Below are 13,836 nucleotides of genomic sequence, written 5' to 3'. Positions count from 1 at the left end.
CAGCATAATTGCCAACTTTAAAAGGAAGTAGCAACCTGCAATATGTGAATTTCTGAAGGAGTTGTTAATTTGCCAACAACATCATTTATTTCGGGGCTTGTACCTTTTTCTTTCTGGTCAGCAATTACGGGAGCCATATCAACAAGTGCGGGAGCCATATCAACAAGTACGGGAGCCATATCAGCAAGTACGGGAGCTATATCAGCAAGTGCAGCAGCCATATCAGCAAGTGCGGGAGCTATTATATCAGCAAGTGCAGCAGCCATATCAGCAAGTGCGGGAGCTATATCAACAAGTGCGGGAGCTATATCAGCAAGTGCGGCAGCCGTGTCAGTTGTCATCTTCACAACTACAGCTTTTTTTACAACTAGCAGAAATCGTCCCTCCTGCCCCCTGCCCCCTGTCCCCTGCCCCCTTGCTGACAGATCCCTTGTTGGTTCTAAAATGAAATTGGATTTCATTGCTGACACACCCTAGCTTATGCAAGACTTTAGACAAGAAATAAATGCCAGAGCTTCTATAGATTTGGAACAGCGAAGGACTTGGTATTCTCCCGTTGCTGATGTTTATTACAATGCAAGACCGCACTATCCAAAGGAACTAATCGATCGGTCTGTCGCTTTAGCCCAACTTTCTTCAGATGCATCCATTCTTGAGGTTGGTTGTGGCCCAGGAAATGCGACGGTAGCTTTTGCTCAATTTGGTTTTTCAATGACGTGTATTGAGCCAAACCAGGATTTTTGTCATTTGGCACAACACAACTGCGATCGATATCCAAAAGTTACAATTTGCAATACTTCATTTGAGGAGTGGGAACTAGAAGCAAAACAGTTCAATGCCGTTCTAGGAGCCAATGCCTTTCACTGGATACCGCCAGAGATTAGATATACCAAGGCAGCATCGGCAATGTGCGATAACGGTTTTCTTATCTTGCTATGGAATCTGACCCCAGAACCGAAATACGAAGTTTACCAAGTTCTAGAGGAAGTGTATCAAGCTTATGCTCCCTCATTTGCCCGATATGAAGGTGCCCAGATTCAAGCGGAGATTTTGAGGGGGTTTGGACAAGAGATTTTAGACTCCAATTGTTTTAAAGAGTTGGTTGTCGAGCAAACTGCGTGTGAAGTCACCTATAGCATTGATGACTACCTCAAGCTTTTAAGTACCCATCGGGGACTAGAGCCACAAGCCCAAGAGCGACTATTTGCAGGATTGCGAAAGAAGCTAGAAAAGTTTGGAGATAGCGTACAACTCTCGTTTCTTTCTGCTGTTCATGTTGCCCGTAAAGCACCCGTAAGAGGTTAAGAGAATTGCACAAATGTCTCTAATTGGAAGTCGGAAACTTTTATGAAACTCTACTATGTAACTTTAAACAATACAGATGAAGCACGCCAAATTGGTCGGGCATTACTGGAATGTAAGTTAGCAGTCTGTGTCAATTGGTTCCCAATTACTTGTGCTTATAGTTGGCAAGGAGAAATTACTGAAGAACCAGAAGTTGTTTTAATTATCAAAACTCAAGATGGTTATGCTTTAGAAATAGAAAAACTTATTCAAGAGCATATTACTTATACTAATTTTATCGCCGAAATTTCTCCGACGGCAGTTAATCAGGGTTTTGTCAATTGGTTGAATGCAGAAGTTTCACCGCGCTAACAATAGAAATTACCTAAGAAGACAGCATAAATAAAGATACAGCGTTTTGCAAGTACATAAGGTATACCCCTCCCCAACCCTCCTGAGAAAATACGGAGTTGAAGGAGGCAGGAGGCAGGAGGCAGCTATGCTGAAGGAACAATTGGGAGAGGATTCAGACCCCTCCCGCCAGTTCTTTTATGCAGGCGTTCCCGTCCATCAGACTGGCTCCCTTTTTGTTTGCGCCGTATAAACGGTGAGGTCTTAAACCCCTGCTCCCAAGGCGTCGCGGACTCGCTAACGCTGCGCTATCTGCCTCCTGCCTTCCTTGATAAAAAGCACGTTTTTATAGGCTTTTCAGCCATTTTCTTCACAACTGATTTAAGATTGCTATATAAGGAACGAACCGCATTCGCGTTAGCGTCTCCCCTTGGGAGAAGGACGCATTCGTGCGGCGTCTCGTCAGAGAAGGACACAAAGGAAGAAAATTTGGTGCAGCCTCACAAAGAAATGGTATTAGGCATAAATATTTTGAATGAGACTAACTATTGACTATGGACTCTTGATTATGAACTAATGGCTAATAATGCTGTAGTGCCAAAATAAGATATTGTTTTGGGTTTTCATGCTCCCTACAAGCGGAAGTTTACTGAGTTTGCAGCAGGTTAGGCAAAATAACTGTAGGAGTTATGAGTGATGAGTTATGAATTTTTAACTCATCACTTATAACTCATAATTCATAACTCATTTTCTGTAGCGATCGCTCTTGGGATATTGCCAACAGTTGCCAGTTGCACTGTAAAGGTAGAACCTTCAGATAATTTACTTTTTACAGAAATAGATCCACCACAGCGCAGTAGCAATTGCTGTACAATTGTTAACCCCAACCCAGCACCACCATAATCTTCGGTTGCTGCTGTACGCACACGATAAAACCGATCGAAGATTTTGGGAATTTCGTTTTCGGCAATACCGATACCTGTGTCGCGGAATTCTAATTGGACATAATCGCCTTGATTACGGGCACGCACCCATACTTGACCTCCATTAGGGGTAAACTTAAGACTGTTGTGCAGCAGATTAATCACAATTTGCCTCAGCTTACCACTTACGCACCAAACAGACGGGAGTTCACTCGGTACGGTGTAGGCTAGCATAATTCCTTTTTCTTGGGCTACAGGTTGGTAGGTACTGACTACTCCAGGTACTATATCTGAGAGACGCACCAACTCCAAAGTCGTCCCTTCCAAATTCTGTTCCAGCTGCACCAGTTCCAAGAAACCAGTAATCAGGGAATTTTGCCGATCGCACTGGGTATTTAACATCTGTAAATAACGTTGTCGTTGTGGAGGTTTAAGATTAGGGGAATTTAATAATGAAAGTGCTGTTTTCATGTGCGTCAAGGGTATACGCAGTTCCTGACAGACATTTTTCAGGTATTCATCTTTGAGTTGCTCTTTGTTGTGCAGTTCTTGATTTTGCTGCTCCAACTTATTAGTGCGTACTGTGATGATTTGATGATTAATTTCATCTTGTCGGAGAAGTTGTTTTGCCAACAGTTGATTCATCAGTGCGGCTTGGGGCACGGTTGGACAAATAAAACTAGCAGGTAAAATTGAGGATGATTCTGGTGCATAGACGCCTAGCGGCTTGTCGTTAGACATCGCTTGTTGGATACTATTTAATACTTGCTGAATTACTCTCCCCTCAACAGTAGTTATAATCAGCAACGGCTGGTTTTTATTAGTATTTACCTTCCCTAATGTCTGATTTTTGCGTTTTTTAAGTGGTCGATGAGCCAAAATTAAACTGCAAAACTGGGGCGATAACACGATCAGAAAGTTTTCCCGTCGCATTTGGCTATCTGGTGGTAAGTAAACGGGGACATAATGAGATGATGGGGATGAGGGAGATGAGGAGATATTTAATCTTCCCTCTCCCTTGTCTTCACCTGCTTCCCCTGCTTCCCTTTTCCTACTCTCCTCAATCTGGCAAGTATAAATGAGACTAGACGCACCTACCGAGGATTGATAACGCGCTAATTCTGATTGCCAAATTTTATCTGGTGGTAGCTTCACCCAGAGAGTGGCTGCAATTTGCTGCTCAATGAGTAAGTCAATTTGCGCTCTCACCAGTGATAGCAGAGTAGCAGGACTGAGGGACAATGGTTTAGGAGGCGCTTGCACTCCCATAACCAGTTGATAAACAGACAGATCCTTAGCCAGAGAAACATTCATGAGTCAAGCACAACTTGGATGAAGCAAGAAATAATTCTGTCTTCGATTTTCACCTTTATGTGTGCATTTTTTACAAAATCACCACGGAAAGAAACATTAATACCAATTCAAAATTCAAAATTCAAAATTCAAAATTAAGAAAGCCAGACAGAACAAAGCTTTGTGAGTATGTATCTGTCAGATTCTTTTTTAAAATTGGTATAACTATAAAAAAGTCTACCTAGAGGGGAGTGGGGAATGGGGAATGGGGAAGAGTTACCAATGCCCGATGCCCAATGCCCAATGCCCAAATTAAACTTGTACGTTAAGTCTTTCGTTTAAAGCGTCGCGTGCGTGTTCTCGGTCGTCAAAATGGATTTTTTCGGTGCCGAGAATTTGGTAGTCTTCGTGGCCTTTACCAGCAAGCAATACTCCATCACCGGGTTGTGCTTGTAAAATAGCGGTACGAATTGCGATCGCCCGATCGCAAATTACAGTTGGCTGCACTGTGTCAGCTATTCCCGCCAAAATATCTTGCAAAATCCTTTCTGGGTCTTCAGTCCGGGGATTATCTGATGTCACCACTGCCACATCAGCTAGCTGGGCGGCAATTTTACCCATTTTTGGGCGCTTAGTGCGATCGCGATCGCCTCCACAACCAAATACACAAATCACTTTACCAGGTATAAACGGACGCGCAGCTTTCAATAAATTTTCTAAGCTATCGGGCGTGTGAGCATAATCCACAATCACGCTAATATCTTGCTCAGTACTAATCTGTACCCGTTCCATCCGTCCGGGAACTCCGGGAAATTCAGGTATCACAGATGCCACTAACTGCAAATCTAGTCCTAAGTGCAAAACTGCTCCTACGGCTGCTAAAAGATTTTCTAAATTATATTGTCCGACTAGGGGCGATTGAAAAGCCACGTCACCTTTTGGTGTATGTAATGTCCCACTAACACCATTTGGCTGGTAACTTAAATCGCTCATCCAGAAATCAGCGCTGTTGTCGTTGACGCTGTAACTCCAAACTCGTTCGGAATCCAACGACGCAATTAACCGCTTCCCGTAAGCATCATCAGCATTAATTATTGCCCGTCCCTTGAGATAATTAGGACTAAATAATAACGCTTTGGCAGCAAAGTAATCTTCCATATCGCTGTGATAGTCGAGATGGTCTTGAGTAAGATTACTAAATACCGCCACCTCAAATTCACAACCCAACACTCTACCTTGGGACAAAGCGTGCGAACTGACTTCCATCACCCCGAACTCACTCCCAGCATTTACAGCCTCTGCTAGCTGCTGTTGCAGTTCCACTGCAAAAGGGGTAGTGTGGGCAGCAGTTTGCTCAAAACCTGCCCAACGAGTGTAGAGAGTTCCCATCAAAGCTGTAGCTAAATTAGCTTTGTTGAGCAGAAATTCAATTAAATGAGTAGTTGTAGTTTTGCCATTTGTACCAGTTACGCCTACCAACTTGAGTTTTCGCCCTGGATAACCATAAAAAGCACTGGCTATTTGGGCACAAGCTTGTGTAATGTTACTTGCACTAATGACCACAGCCTGATTTGTGGGAGGATTTTTTTGTGCAGCTTCGGGAGAAACGATCGCAGCTACCGCCCCCGATGCGATCGCACTTTGCCAAAATTCCCCACCATCAACCCGCGTTCCTGGCATCCCAATAAACAAATCTCCCACACGACAAGCATGGGAATTCGTCTTTAAACCCCTAATTTCCACATCTTCCATTGGATAACTAGGCAATTGCTCAACACTGTCTACCGCTGTTAGTAATTCCCGCAATTTCATTTTGTGAACCTCGTCACATCGCTTCGCTCCGAATTCAAAATTCAAAATTCAAAATTCAAAATTAATAATTCCGTCAATAAATTTAGTTGCTCTGTATCCTTTGCTTTTTCAGTAACACGCTTGTCTTGCGTTTATTGTGCATTATTTTTTTCTAATTGGCTAAATATTTACGCAACATTTGCTCCAACTGCTGCACACTAGCACGAGGAGAAGGACGTGGCAATAGTTTCTTACTCTCCTCTTCTTCCTTTGCGCCCTCTGCGCCTCTGCGGTTCGATAAATAAAGTACAGGCACTTCATACTGATATGCAGCAAACCAATCTTCACGAGTCGTAATATCCCTAATTTCCAACTCGAAACTGAGATTTTGGATTTGTTTTAGCTTTTCTTGCAAGCCTTCACATAAATGACAGCCGGGTTTACTGTATAAAATTAATCGCATTTCAGTTGTTGCAAGAAGTTATAAATTTAGAATAACGTAGACGCTTCGGCTTGTCGCAGGCTACCGCAGAGGGCACGGAGGAGAAGGGTAGACAATTTCAAAGTCCTTCTCCCAAGCTTGGGAGAGGGATTTAGGGTGAGGGCTTTTGATTCATGAAAGAAGTCTAATGACCAAATTCTGTGACAATGATTAACAACCAGCCAGAATACTGTATCTAAGCTACTCATGAGCCAAAGTTCTCAAAACAGCCCTTTACCAGGCAAACCTGTTCAATCATATTTCCAGTGGTTATATGCCTTCTGGAAATTCTCTCGTCCTCACACAATTATTGGTACAAGTCTGAGTGTTTTGGGTTTATATTTAATTGCCATTGCTATAAGTAGAGACGCGATTAATCATATCTCTACAGACGCGATGAATCGCGTCTCTACAAACGCGATGAATCTTGTTTCTACGTATTCCCTACTCCCTGTCTTCGGTGCATGGATTGGTTGTCTGTGTGGCAATGTCTATATTGTGGGGCTGAATCAATTAGAGGATGTGGAAATTGACAAGATTAATAAGCCTCATTTACCCTTAGCGTCTGGTGAGTTTTCTCAGCAAACTGGGCAATTAATTGTCGCTTTGACTGGGATTTTGGCGCTGGTTGTGGCGTGGCTAACTGGCCCGTTTTTATTGGGTATGGTAGCAATTAGTTTGGCCATTGGTACTGCTTATTCTTTACCGCCAATTCGCTTAAAACAGTTTCCCGTTTGGGCGGCGCTGTGTATTTTTTCGGTGCGCGGTACGATTGTTAACTTAGGGCTATATCTGCATTACAGTTGGGCGTTGCAACAAAGCCAAACAATTCCGCCTGTGGTGTGGGTGTTGACATTATTTATTTTAGTGTTTACCTTTGCGATCGCTATCTTTAAAGATATCCCCGATATGGAAGGCGATCGCCTCTACAATATTACTACTTTCACCATCAAACTTGGGCCCCAAGCTGTGTTCAATCTGTCTCTTTGGGTAATAACTACCTGTTATTTGGGAATAATTCTGGTTGGGGTGCTACACGTCGCCTCCGTTAACGCCATATTCCTGGTAGTTACTCATTTGGGCCTGTTGGCTTGGTTGTGGTTACGGAGTTTGAGGGTAGACTTACAAGATAAAAGTGCGATCGCTCAATTTTACCAATTTATCTGGAAACTCTTTTTTATGGAATATCTGATTTTTCCTATCGCCTGTCTTTTGGCTTAGACAATGCTAGAAACCTTTCCCACTAGTTCGATTATCGCTGCTGTTGTAGTTGTTCTGAGTCTGTCAATCCTTGGCTATTTCGCTTGGAAAACTTTGATTACCTCAGACTTGTTTCAAAAAGGCATCAATCTTGCCCAAGCAAAAGATTACCAAGGTGCAGAAGCAGCTTTTCGCAAAGTGATTTCCATCAACTCTACTAATGATGTAGTACGCTTGTTTTTGGGAGATGTTTTAAACCAGCAAGGACAAGTAGAGGAAGCAACAGAATTATTTCAGGAAGTAATTCGCCGCAGTCCGAAAAATCCTGATGCTTACTTGCGTCTGGCGAATATCCTCATGCAGCAAGAGCGAGAAGAAGAAGCTAAAACTAACCTGCTACAAGCTAAAGATTTATTACAAAAACAGCGCCAACCTGAAAAAGCTAAAAAAATCACTCAACTGTTAGATAAAATGAGTGCTAAGTCAAGCGAATCTTAACTTTAATGAGAATTGCAGAGATTAAATTTTCCTGTTGTGTCTCCTAATTTTGTTGCCATTCCCATCACTATGGTGAGAATGGTTTTTATTTGGTAACTTACTAGTGTATCCCATAATTATGTCCGCAATTTCCGCAAGTTTGACCACTCTCTTCATAGCCATTACAATTGCAATCGGATGTGCGAAAAGCTCCATAGCCGCAATTAATTAATTTAGGCTTTAGAAGAGAAAATATTGGGAATTTTAAATGATTTATTTTTGCAAAACAGCGATGATACTAACAGTCTTTTTGTTTTGTAAAGACATATTGTAGTCTTTTTCAGCAGTAAAGAAATTAGACACACTGTATCAGTAATATTTTGCTACTAGAATAATCTTATGCAAAACAGAGATTTTATAGATTAAACAATCAAGTATTTATGTCAAATATAATATCAGAATTCTGGACTAACTTTTTGACATCAGAATCATTTATTCCACATGGACACTGCTATTTATGGCAAACGAATTTAGTTTGGTTACACATATTATCTGACGCATTCATTGCACTAGCTTATTACTCGATTCCAGCTACACTCTTCTACTTTGTCCGCAAGCGACAAGATTTGCCCTTTGATTGGATTTTTTTGCTGTTTAGTGGATTTATCGTAGCTTGCGGCACCACTCATTTAATGGAGATTTGGACACTTTGGCATCCAACCTATTGGATGTCGGGATTTCTCAAAGCAGTAACTGCAACAATATCTGTAATTACAGCAGTAGAGCTTATACCTTTAGTTCCACAAGCACTGGCACTTCCTAGCCCTACTCAATTAGAACAAGCAAATCAAGAACTTCAAACACAAATATCCGAACGCTTATGGATAGAGGAGGAACTGCGAAAATACCAGAATCATCTCGAAGAAATGGTTGCTATTCGCACCAATGAAATTACCAAAACTAACGAGCAATTACAACAAGAAATCCTTGAACGCCAACGCATTTTAGAAATTCTCCGACAAAGCGAAGAACGCTACCGTTACTTGGCTGAGGCAATTCCTCAACTTGTCTGGACAACTAAACCTAACGGTGAATGTGATTTTTTTAATCAAAATTGGTGCGAATATACCGGGCTAACATTAGAGCAATCTTTGGGTTCTGGTTGGTTGGCTGCATTGCATCCAGATGATCTTCAAAGAGCTGATAAAGTGTGGTCTGATGCTGTAAAAAATAGCACTATATATAATAATGAATATCGCTTTAAACGAGCTGCTGATGGCTCTTATCGTTGGCAGCTAGCGCGAGGTTTACCACTCAAAGATGAGCAAGGTTTTGTAGTCAAGTGGTTTGGAACCTGTACGGATATCCACGAACAAAAACAAATACTTGAAGAACGAGCGCACCTGCTGGAATTAGAACAAGTAGCACGAGCAAAAGCAGAAACAGCCAATCGAATTAAAGATGAATTTTTAGCCGTCCTTTCGCACGAATTACGCACTCCACTGAATGCAATTCTCGGCTGGTCAAAGTTGTTGCAAACTGGCAGGTTAGACGAAACAAAGACATCTGAAGCCCTAGCCACAATCGAGCGGAATGCTATCTTACAAGTTCAACTCATTGAGGACTTGCTGGATATTTCCAGAATTTTACAAGGCAAACTGACGCTGAATATCACAAAGATTAATCTAAAGTCTACGGTATTGTCGGCACTACAGACAATGCAATTAGCAGCAGAAACAAAATTGATTGAGATGAATACAGTATTTGAACCGGGTGTAAGGCAAATCATGGGTGACTCGACTCGTTTGCAGCAAGTCGTCTGGAATCTCCTTTCTAACGCAATCAAATTTACACCCAGGGGAGGAAAGGTAGAAGTGCAATTAGAGGAAACTGAAGGCTATGCTCAAATCATCGTTAGCGATACGGGTAGGGGAATTAGCGCTGACTTTTTGCCATTCGTGTTTGATTACTTTCGCCAAGCAGATAGCACCTCTACGAGAAATTTTGGTGGATTAGGACTGGGATTGGCAATTGTGCGTAATATCATCGAAATGCATGGCGGCATCGTCAAAGCAGATAGCCACGGTGAGGGTAAAGGGGCAATATTTACTGTTAGCTTACCGCTTCTGCCAGATGAAAGCCCAAGGCTGACGGATGAACAAAATTACGCTGCATTCTTAGCTACTAACTTCTTACCTCTGAATGGTATCCGGGTTTTAGTTGTCGATGATGATAGTGATTCGCGAGATTTTGTTGCTTTTGTATTAGAGCAAGATGGGGCTTTTGTGATGGCGGTATCTTCTGCTGATGAAGCATTACAAACCTTAGCAGAGGTCAAGCCAGATGTGTTAGTCAGCGATATTAGTATGCCCGATATAGATGGCTATATGTTAATACATGAAGTGAGAACTCGCACACCAGAACAAGGTGGACAAATTCCAGCAATTGCCTTGACTGCCTTTGCGAGAAACGATGACCACGAAAAAGCCCTAAAAGCTGGGTTTCAGATGCATTTATCCAAACCTCTTAACCCAGAAAAATTAATTGCAGCCATTGTTAAACTTATGGAAACAAAAGTGTCAATAATTATTTAAAAAACGACTTTTTACTCTTAATAAAGCACCATCTATTAAAAATCTGGTGAAAAAGAATGTGGAGAAGTAGCAATGTTACATCTTTACAAGGGTTATGAATAATGCATAATTAATTTTACCAAATGTATATTGTATATAAATGAATAATTAAGAATACACTTGTATCAAGTTAGCTTAATCACTTATAATTTCTGCTAGAATCCTGCCAAAGCTGTGTTTTTGCTCCCCTAAGAGTCAGCAAAGAGGGGCTAGGGTGAGGTATTTTTGTGATGGTAATTCGCCGAACTTGATATTATATGTAAACCAAGCAAGTAAGGTAATAAAAATGCTGAAAAACAAGAATCTACTGGTAGCAGCTATTATCTGCTTGTGTTTGAATAATGGGAATACTGCCTTTGGTAAAGATGTTGGCGTTATTTTAGCAAAAATTCAAAATACTCAGTCCGCAGTTATTCGGAACAAAAACGCAGTTGCTAACTTCGAGCAAGGAAGCAATCTTTATAAACAGGGAGATTTAAAAGGAGCAGAGGCGGCTTTTCGGAAGGCAATTGAACTAGAACCCAATTTTGCACAAGCTTATATTGCCTTGGGAAATACTCTCGACGATCGAGGTAAACCACAAGAAGCGATCGCCCAATACAATAAAGCCATTAGTCTCGATCCTCAAGACTCTAGAGCATATTTTAATCTAGGTTTGACTTTAGCAAGACTGAATCAGTTAGAAGCTGCGATCGCCCAATATCAGAAAGCCATCAGCCTTGAACCCAAGTATGCTGAAGCTCACTATAACTTAGGAAATGCTCTCTACGCTCAAGGCAAGCTACCAGAGGCAGTTACCGAATATACAGCAGCAATTCGCCTCAAACCAGATTATGCACCGACTTATACCCGTTTAGGAAATGCTCTGTACGATCGAGGTGAGCTAGTAGAAGCAATTACCCAATATAAAAAATCCATTAGCTTCGATCCTAACTATGCAGACGCTCACTATTACTTAGGAAACGCCTTGTACGCTCAAGGAAAGCCAGCAGAAGCAATCGCCGAATATACAGCATCCATTCGCCTCGCTCCGAAAAATCCAGCAGGTTATAATGCTTTGGGAAATACTCTATACGCTCAAGGCAAACTAGAAGAAGCGATCGCACATTACAAAAAAGCCATCAGCTTTGCTCCCAACTATGCAGACGCTCACTATAATTTAGCAAGTGCTTTTTACGCTCAAGGCAAGCTAACAGAAGCAATCGCCGGCTATACCGAAGCGATTCGCCTCGATCCCAAACACGCACAAGCTTACACAGGTTTGGGAAATGCGATGGACGATCGAGGTAAACCTCAAGAAGCGATCGCACATTACAAAAAAGCCATTAGCCTCGTCCCCAATGATGCATTCACTTACTATAATTTGGGAATCACTTTGGGAAGACAACAACAGCCAAAAGAAGCGATTGTCAATCTCAAAAAAGCCAGAGAATTATTCCAAGCTGAGAAAAACAAGGAGATGGTTGAGCAAGTTGATCTACTAATTCAAAAAATTAATACCCAGACGAATTGAATAAAGGGATTGGGGATTGGGGACTGGGGACTGGGGACTGGGGACTGGGGACTAGGAAAAAAGCAGGAAAGAAGAACTATTAACGAATGACAAATGACAAATGACAAATGACAAATGACAAATGACAAATGACAAATGACAAATGACAAATGACTAAAGAAAGGGGTAAAGTCTACCTTGTAGGTGCTGGGCCTGGAGATGCGGCATACCTAACAGTAAAAGCTTACAATCTTTTAGCTGCTGCTCAGGTGTTAGTTTACGATGCTTTAGTAGATGCTCAATTATTGCAGTGCGTACCAGATGATTGCCTGAAGTTAGATGTCGGCAAACGCGGTGGCGAACCCAGTACAAGCCAAGCACAGATTAACAAGTTACTGGTAAAGCACTGTCTGCAAGGAAAACAAGTTATACGGCTCAAATCAGGCGATCCGTTGATTTTTGGGCGTTGCACTTCCGAAATTGAAGCTTTGAAAGCATCCGGTTGTGATTTTGAACTAGTACCAGGAATTTCCTCAGCCCTTGCAGCACCTTTATTGGCAGGAATTCCCCTAACAGATCCGGTGTTAAGCCGCACTTTTGCAGTGCTTACAGCTCATGAACCAGAGGTTTTAGACTGGGAAGCACTCTCACGCTTAGAGACACTGGTAATTTTGATGGGAGGGCGACATCTAGCAGAGATTGTAGATCAACTCGTGCAGCACGGGCGATCGCACTTAACACCCATTGCGATCATCCGTTGGGCAGGAACTCCCGAACAACAAATTTGGACAGCGCAACTGGGCAATATTCTAGAACAAACCACCGGATTATCCTTTTCTCCGGCGGTAATTGTGATTGGCGAAGTTGTTGGGCTACGCAAGTACTTACAACCTGAGAAAATAGATTGTCAGGATTCGACTACAGCCAAAACTTTTAGCCCCCCTGCTATGTCAAGCAATTTCTCCCTATCTCCCCTTCCCCTTACTGGTAAAATGATCTTGGTTACACGTTCAGTTGGCCAATCAAGTCAATTTAGCGATCGCCTCATTGCATCAGGTGCAACAGTCATCGAAATGCCTACCTTAGAAATCGGCCCACCCTCCAGTTGGGAAGCTTTGGATCGTGCGATCGCTCATTTATCTGACTTCGACTGGTTAATTCTCACTTCTACCAATGGCATAGACTACTTTTTTGAAAGGCTAACTAACCAAGGTAAAGATAGCCGTGCCTTAGCTGGCATTAAAATTGCCGTCGTTGGTGAGAAAACAGCCCAAAGTCTCAAACAACGCTCTCTGCAAGCAGATTTTATTCCCCCCAACTTTATTGCCGATTCTTTAGTGGAAAATTTCCCAGATAAATTAGATGGTAAAAAGGTATTATTTCCCAGAGTTGAAAGCGGCGGCAGAGAAGTTTTAGTTAAGGAATTAACTCTCAAGGGAGCAAAGGTGATAGAAGTTGCGGCATATCAATCTTGTTGTCCTAGTAGTATTCCACCTGCGGCAAAGTTAGCTCTCCAAAACCGCAAAGTAGATGCGATTACCTTTGCCAGTTCTAAAACTGTACAATTTTTCTGTCAACTTACTAACAACATATTTTCCAACAACTCTGATGCTAGCCAATTCTTAGAGGGAGTTTGTATTGCCTCTATCGGCCCCCAAACCTCCAAAACTTGCCATGATTTATTCGGACGTGTGGATATAGAAGCCCAAGAATACACTTTAGATGGTTTAACCCAAGCACTGATCGCATGGGCGACAAATTCTTAGATGAGGGAGCAAGGGAGGCAGGGGAGGCAGGGGGAGCAGGGGAGAATAACTAATGACAAATGACAAATGACAAATGACAAATGACAAATGACAAATGACAAATGACAAATGACAAATGACAAATGACAAATGACAAATGACAAAT

At 42.0% G+C, this 13,836-nt stretch carries 11 protein-coding genes; 7 read left to right on the top strand and 4 right to left on the bottom strand.

The genetic code is table 11. The features are described from left to right. Positions 1-17 precede the first annotated feature (17 nt). Positions 18-461, bottom strand: a complete 444-nt coding sequence (locus tag V7K41_RS13255) for a hypothetical protein (RefSeq protein ID WP_334848766.1) — start codon at positions 459-461, stop codon at positions 18-20. A gap of 19 nt (positions 462-480) precedes the next feature. Here V7K41_RS13255 and V7K41_RS13250 point away from each other — a divergent pair, with 19 nt between their 5' ends. Both V7K41_RS13250 and cutA read left to right on the top strand, forming a co-directional pair. Next, the gene (locus V7K41_RS13250) at positions 481-1,305 is read left to right on the top strand and encodes a class I SAM-dependent methyltransferase (protein WP_334848764.1); all 825 of its coding nucleotides are present in this window, start codon (positions 481-483) and stop codon (positions 1,303-1,305) included. A gap of 42 nt (positions 1,306-1,347) precedes the next feature. After that, positions 1,348-1,656 (top strand): divalent-cation tolerance protein CutA, encoded by a 309-nt coding sequence (gene cutA / locus V7K41_RS13245; RefSeq protein WP_334848762.1) that lies wholly within the window; start codon positions 1,348-1,350, stop codon positions 1,654-1,656. Between the two features lie 716 nt (positions 1,657-2,372). On the opposite strand, the gene V7K41_RS13240 is transcribed toward cutA, so the two are convergent. The 3 genes from V7K41_RS13240 to V7K41_RS13230 form a co-directional block, all read right to left on the bottom strand. Beyond that, positions 2,373-3,872: a DICT sensory domain-containing protein gene (locus V7K41_RS13240; RefSeq protein ID WP_334848760.1), complete on the bottom strand. Its 1,500-nt coding sequence runs from the start codon at positions 3,870-3,872 to the stop codon at positions 2,373-2,375. A gap of 291 nt (positions 3,873-4,163) precedes the next feature. Then, entirely contained in the window at positions 4,164-5,663 is a 1,500-nt protein-coding gene (locus tag V7K41_RS13235; RefSeq protein WP_334848759.1) for a UDP-N-acetylmuramoyl-L-alanyl-D-glutamate--2,6-diaminopimelate ligase, read from the bottom strand. 151 nt (positions 5,664-5,814) lie between these two features. Continuing rightward, positions 5,815-6,105: a glutaredoxin family protein gene (locus V7K41_RS13230; RefSeq protein WP_334848757.1), complete on the bottom strand. Its 291-nt coding sequence runs from the start codon at positions 6,103-6,105 to the stop codon at positions 5,815-5,817. Between the two features lie 225 nt (positions 6,106-6,330). On the opposite strand from V7K41_RS13230, the gene V7K41_RS13225 reads away from it, so the two are divergent. The 5 genes from V7K41_RS13225 to cobA all read left to right on the top strand — a co-directional run bounded on the left by V7K41_RS13225 (position 6,331) and on the right by cobA (position 13,691). Continuing rightward, entirely contained in the window at positions 6,331-7,344 is a 1,014-nt protein-coding gene (locus tag V7K41_RS13225) for a homogentisate phytyltransferase (protein ID WP_334848755.1), read from the top strand. 3 nt (positions 7,345-7,347) lie between these two features. Further along, on the top strand, positions 7,348-7,821 hold the full coding sequence (locus V7K41_RS13220; protein ID WP_334848753.1) for a tetratricopeptide repeat protein: 474 nt from the start codon (positions 7,348-7,350) through the stop codon (positions 7,819-7,821). Positions 7,822-8,240: 419 nt separating this feature from the next. Further along, positions 8,241-10,394 (top strand): hybrid sensor histidine kinase/response regulator, encoded by a 2,154-nt coding sequence (locus tag V7K41_RS13215; RefSeq protein ID WP_334848751.1) that lies wholly within the window; start codon positions 8,241-8,243, stop codon positions 10,392-10,394. 325 nt (positions 10,395-10,719) lie between these two features. Further along, entirely contained in the window at positions 10,720-11,946 is a 1,227-nt protein-coding gene (locus tag V7K41_RS13210) for a tetratricopeptide repeat protein (protein WP_334848749.1), read from the top strand. A 149-nt stretch (positions 11,947-12,095) separates the two neighbouring features. Further along, the gene (cobA, locus tag V7K41_RS13205; RefSeq protein ID WP_334848748.1) at positions 12,096-13,691 is read left to right on the top strand and encodes a uroporphyrinogen-III C-methyltransferase; all 1,596 of its coding nucleotides are present in this window, start codon (positions 12,096-12,098) and stop codon (positions 13,689-13,691) included. Positions 13,692-13,836 lie beyond the last annotated feature (145 nt).

The sequence above is a fragment of the Nostoc sp. genome, assembly GCF_036917415.1.
Classification (GTDB): domain Bacteria; phylum Cyanobacteriota; class Cyanobacteriia; order Cyanobacteriales; family Nostocaceae; genus Nostoc.
Note: the sequence above shows the minus strand (reverse complement) of the source record. Positions and strands in the feature narration are given on the sequence as shown.

Excerpts from the sequence above, each read along its gene's own strand:
- V7K41_RS13255 (WP_334848766.1), bottom strand. The coding sequence starts at position 461 with ATGAAATCCAATTTCATTTTAGAACCAACAAGGGATCTGTCAGCAAGG.
- V7K41_RS13250 (WP_334848764.1), top strand. The coding sequence starts at position 481 with ATGCAAGACTTTAGACAAGAAATAAATGCCAGAGCTTCTATAGATTTG.
- cutA (WP_334848762.1), top strand. The coding sequence starts at position 1,348 with ATGAAACTCTACTATGTAACTTTAAACAATACAGATGAAGCACGCCAA.
- V7K41_RS13240 (WP_334848760.1), bottom strand. The coding sequence starts at position 3,872 with ATGAATGTTTCTCTGGCTAAGGATCTGTCTGTTTATCAACTGGTTATG.
- V7K41_RS13235 (WP_334848759.1), bottom strand. The coding sequence starts at position 5,663 with ATGAAATTGCGGGAATTACTAACAGCGGTAGACAGTGTTGAGCAATTG.
- V7K41_RS13230 (WP_334848757.1), bottom strand. The coding sequence starts at position 6,105 with ATGCGATTAATTTTATACAGTAAACCCGGCTGTCATTTATGTGAAGGC.
- V7K41_RS13225 (WP_334848755.1), top strand. The coding sequence starts at position 6,331 with ATGAGCCAAAGTTCTCAAAACAGCCCTTTACCAGGCAAACCTGTTCAA.
- V7K41_RS13220 (WP_334848753.1), top strand. The coding sequence starts at position 7,348 with ATGCTAGAAACCTTTCCCACTAGTTCGATTATCGCTGCTGTTGTAGTT.
- V7K41_RS13215 (WP_334848751.1), top strand. The coding sequence starts at position 8,241 with ATGTCAAATATAATATCAGAATTCTGGACTAACTTTTTGACATCAGAA.
- V7K41_RS13210 (WP_334848749.1), top strand. The coding sequence starts at position 10,720 with ATGCTGAAAAACAAGAATCTACTGGTAGCAGCTATTATCTGCTTGTGT.
- cobA (WP_334848748.1), top strand. The coding sequence starts at position 12,096 with ATGACTAAAGAAAGGGGTAAAGTCTACCTTGTAGGTGCTGGGCCTGGA.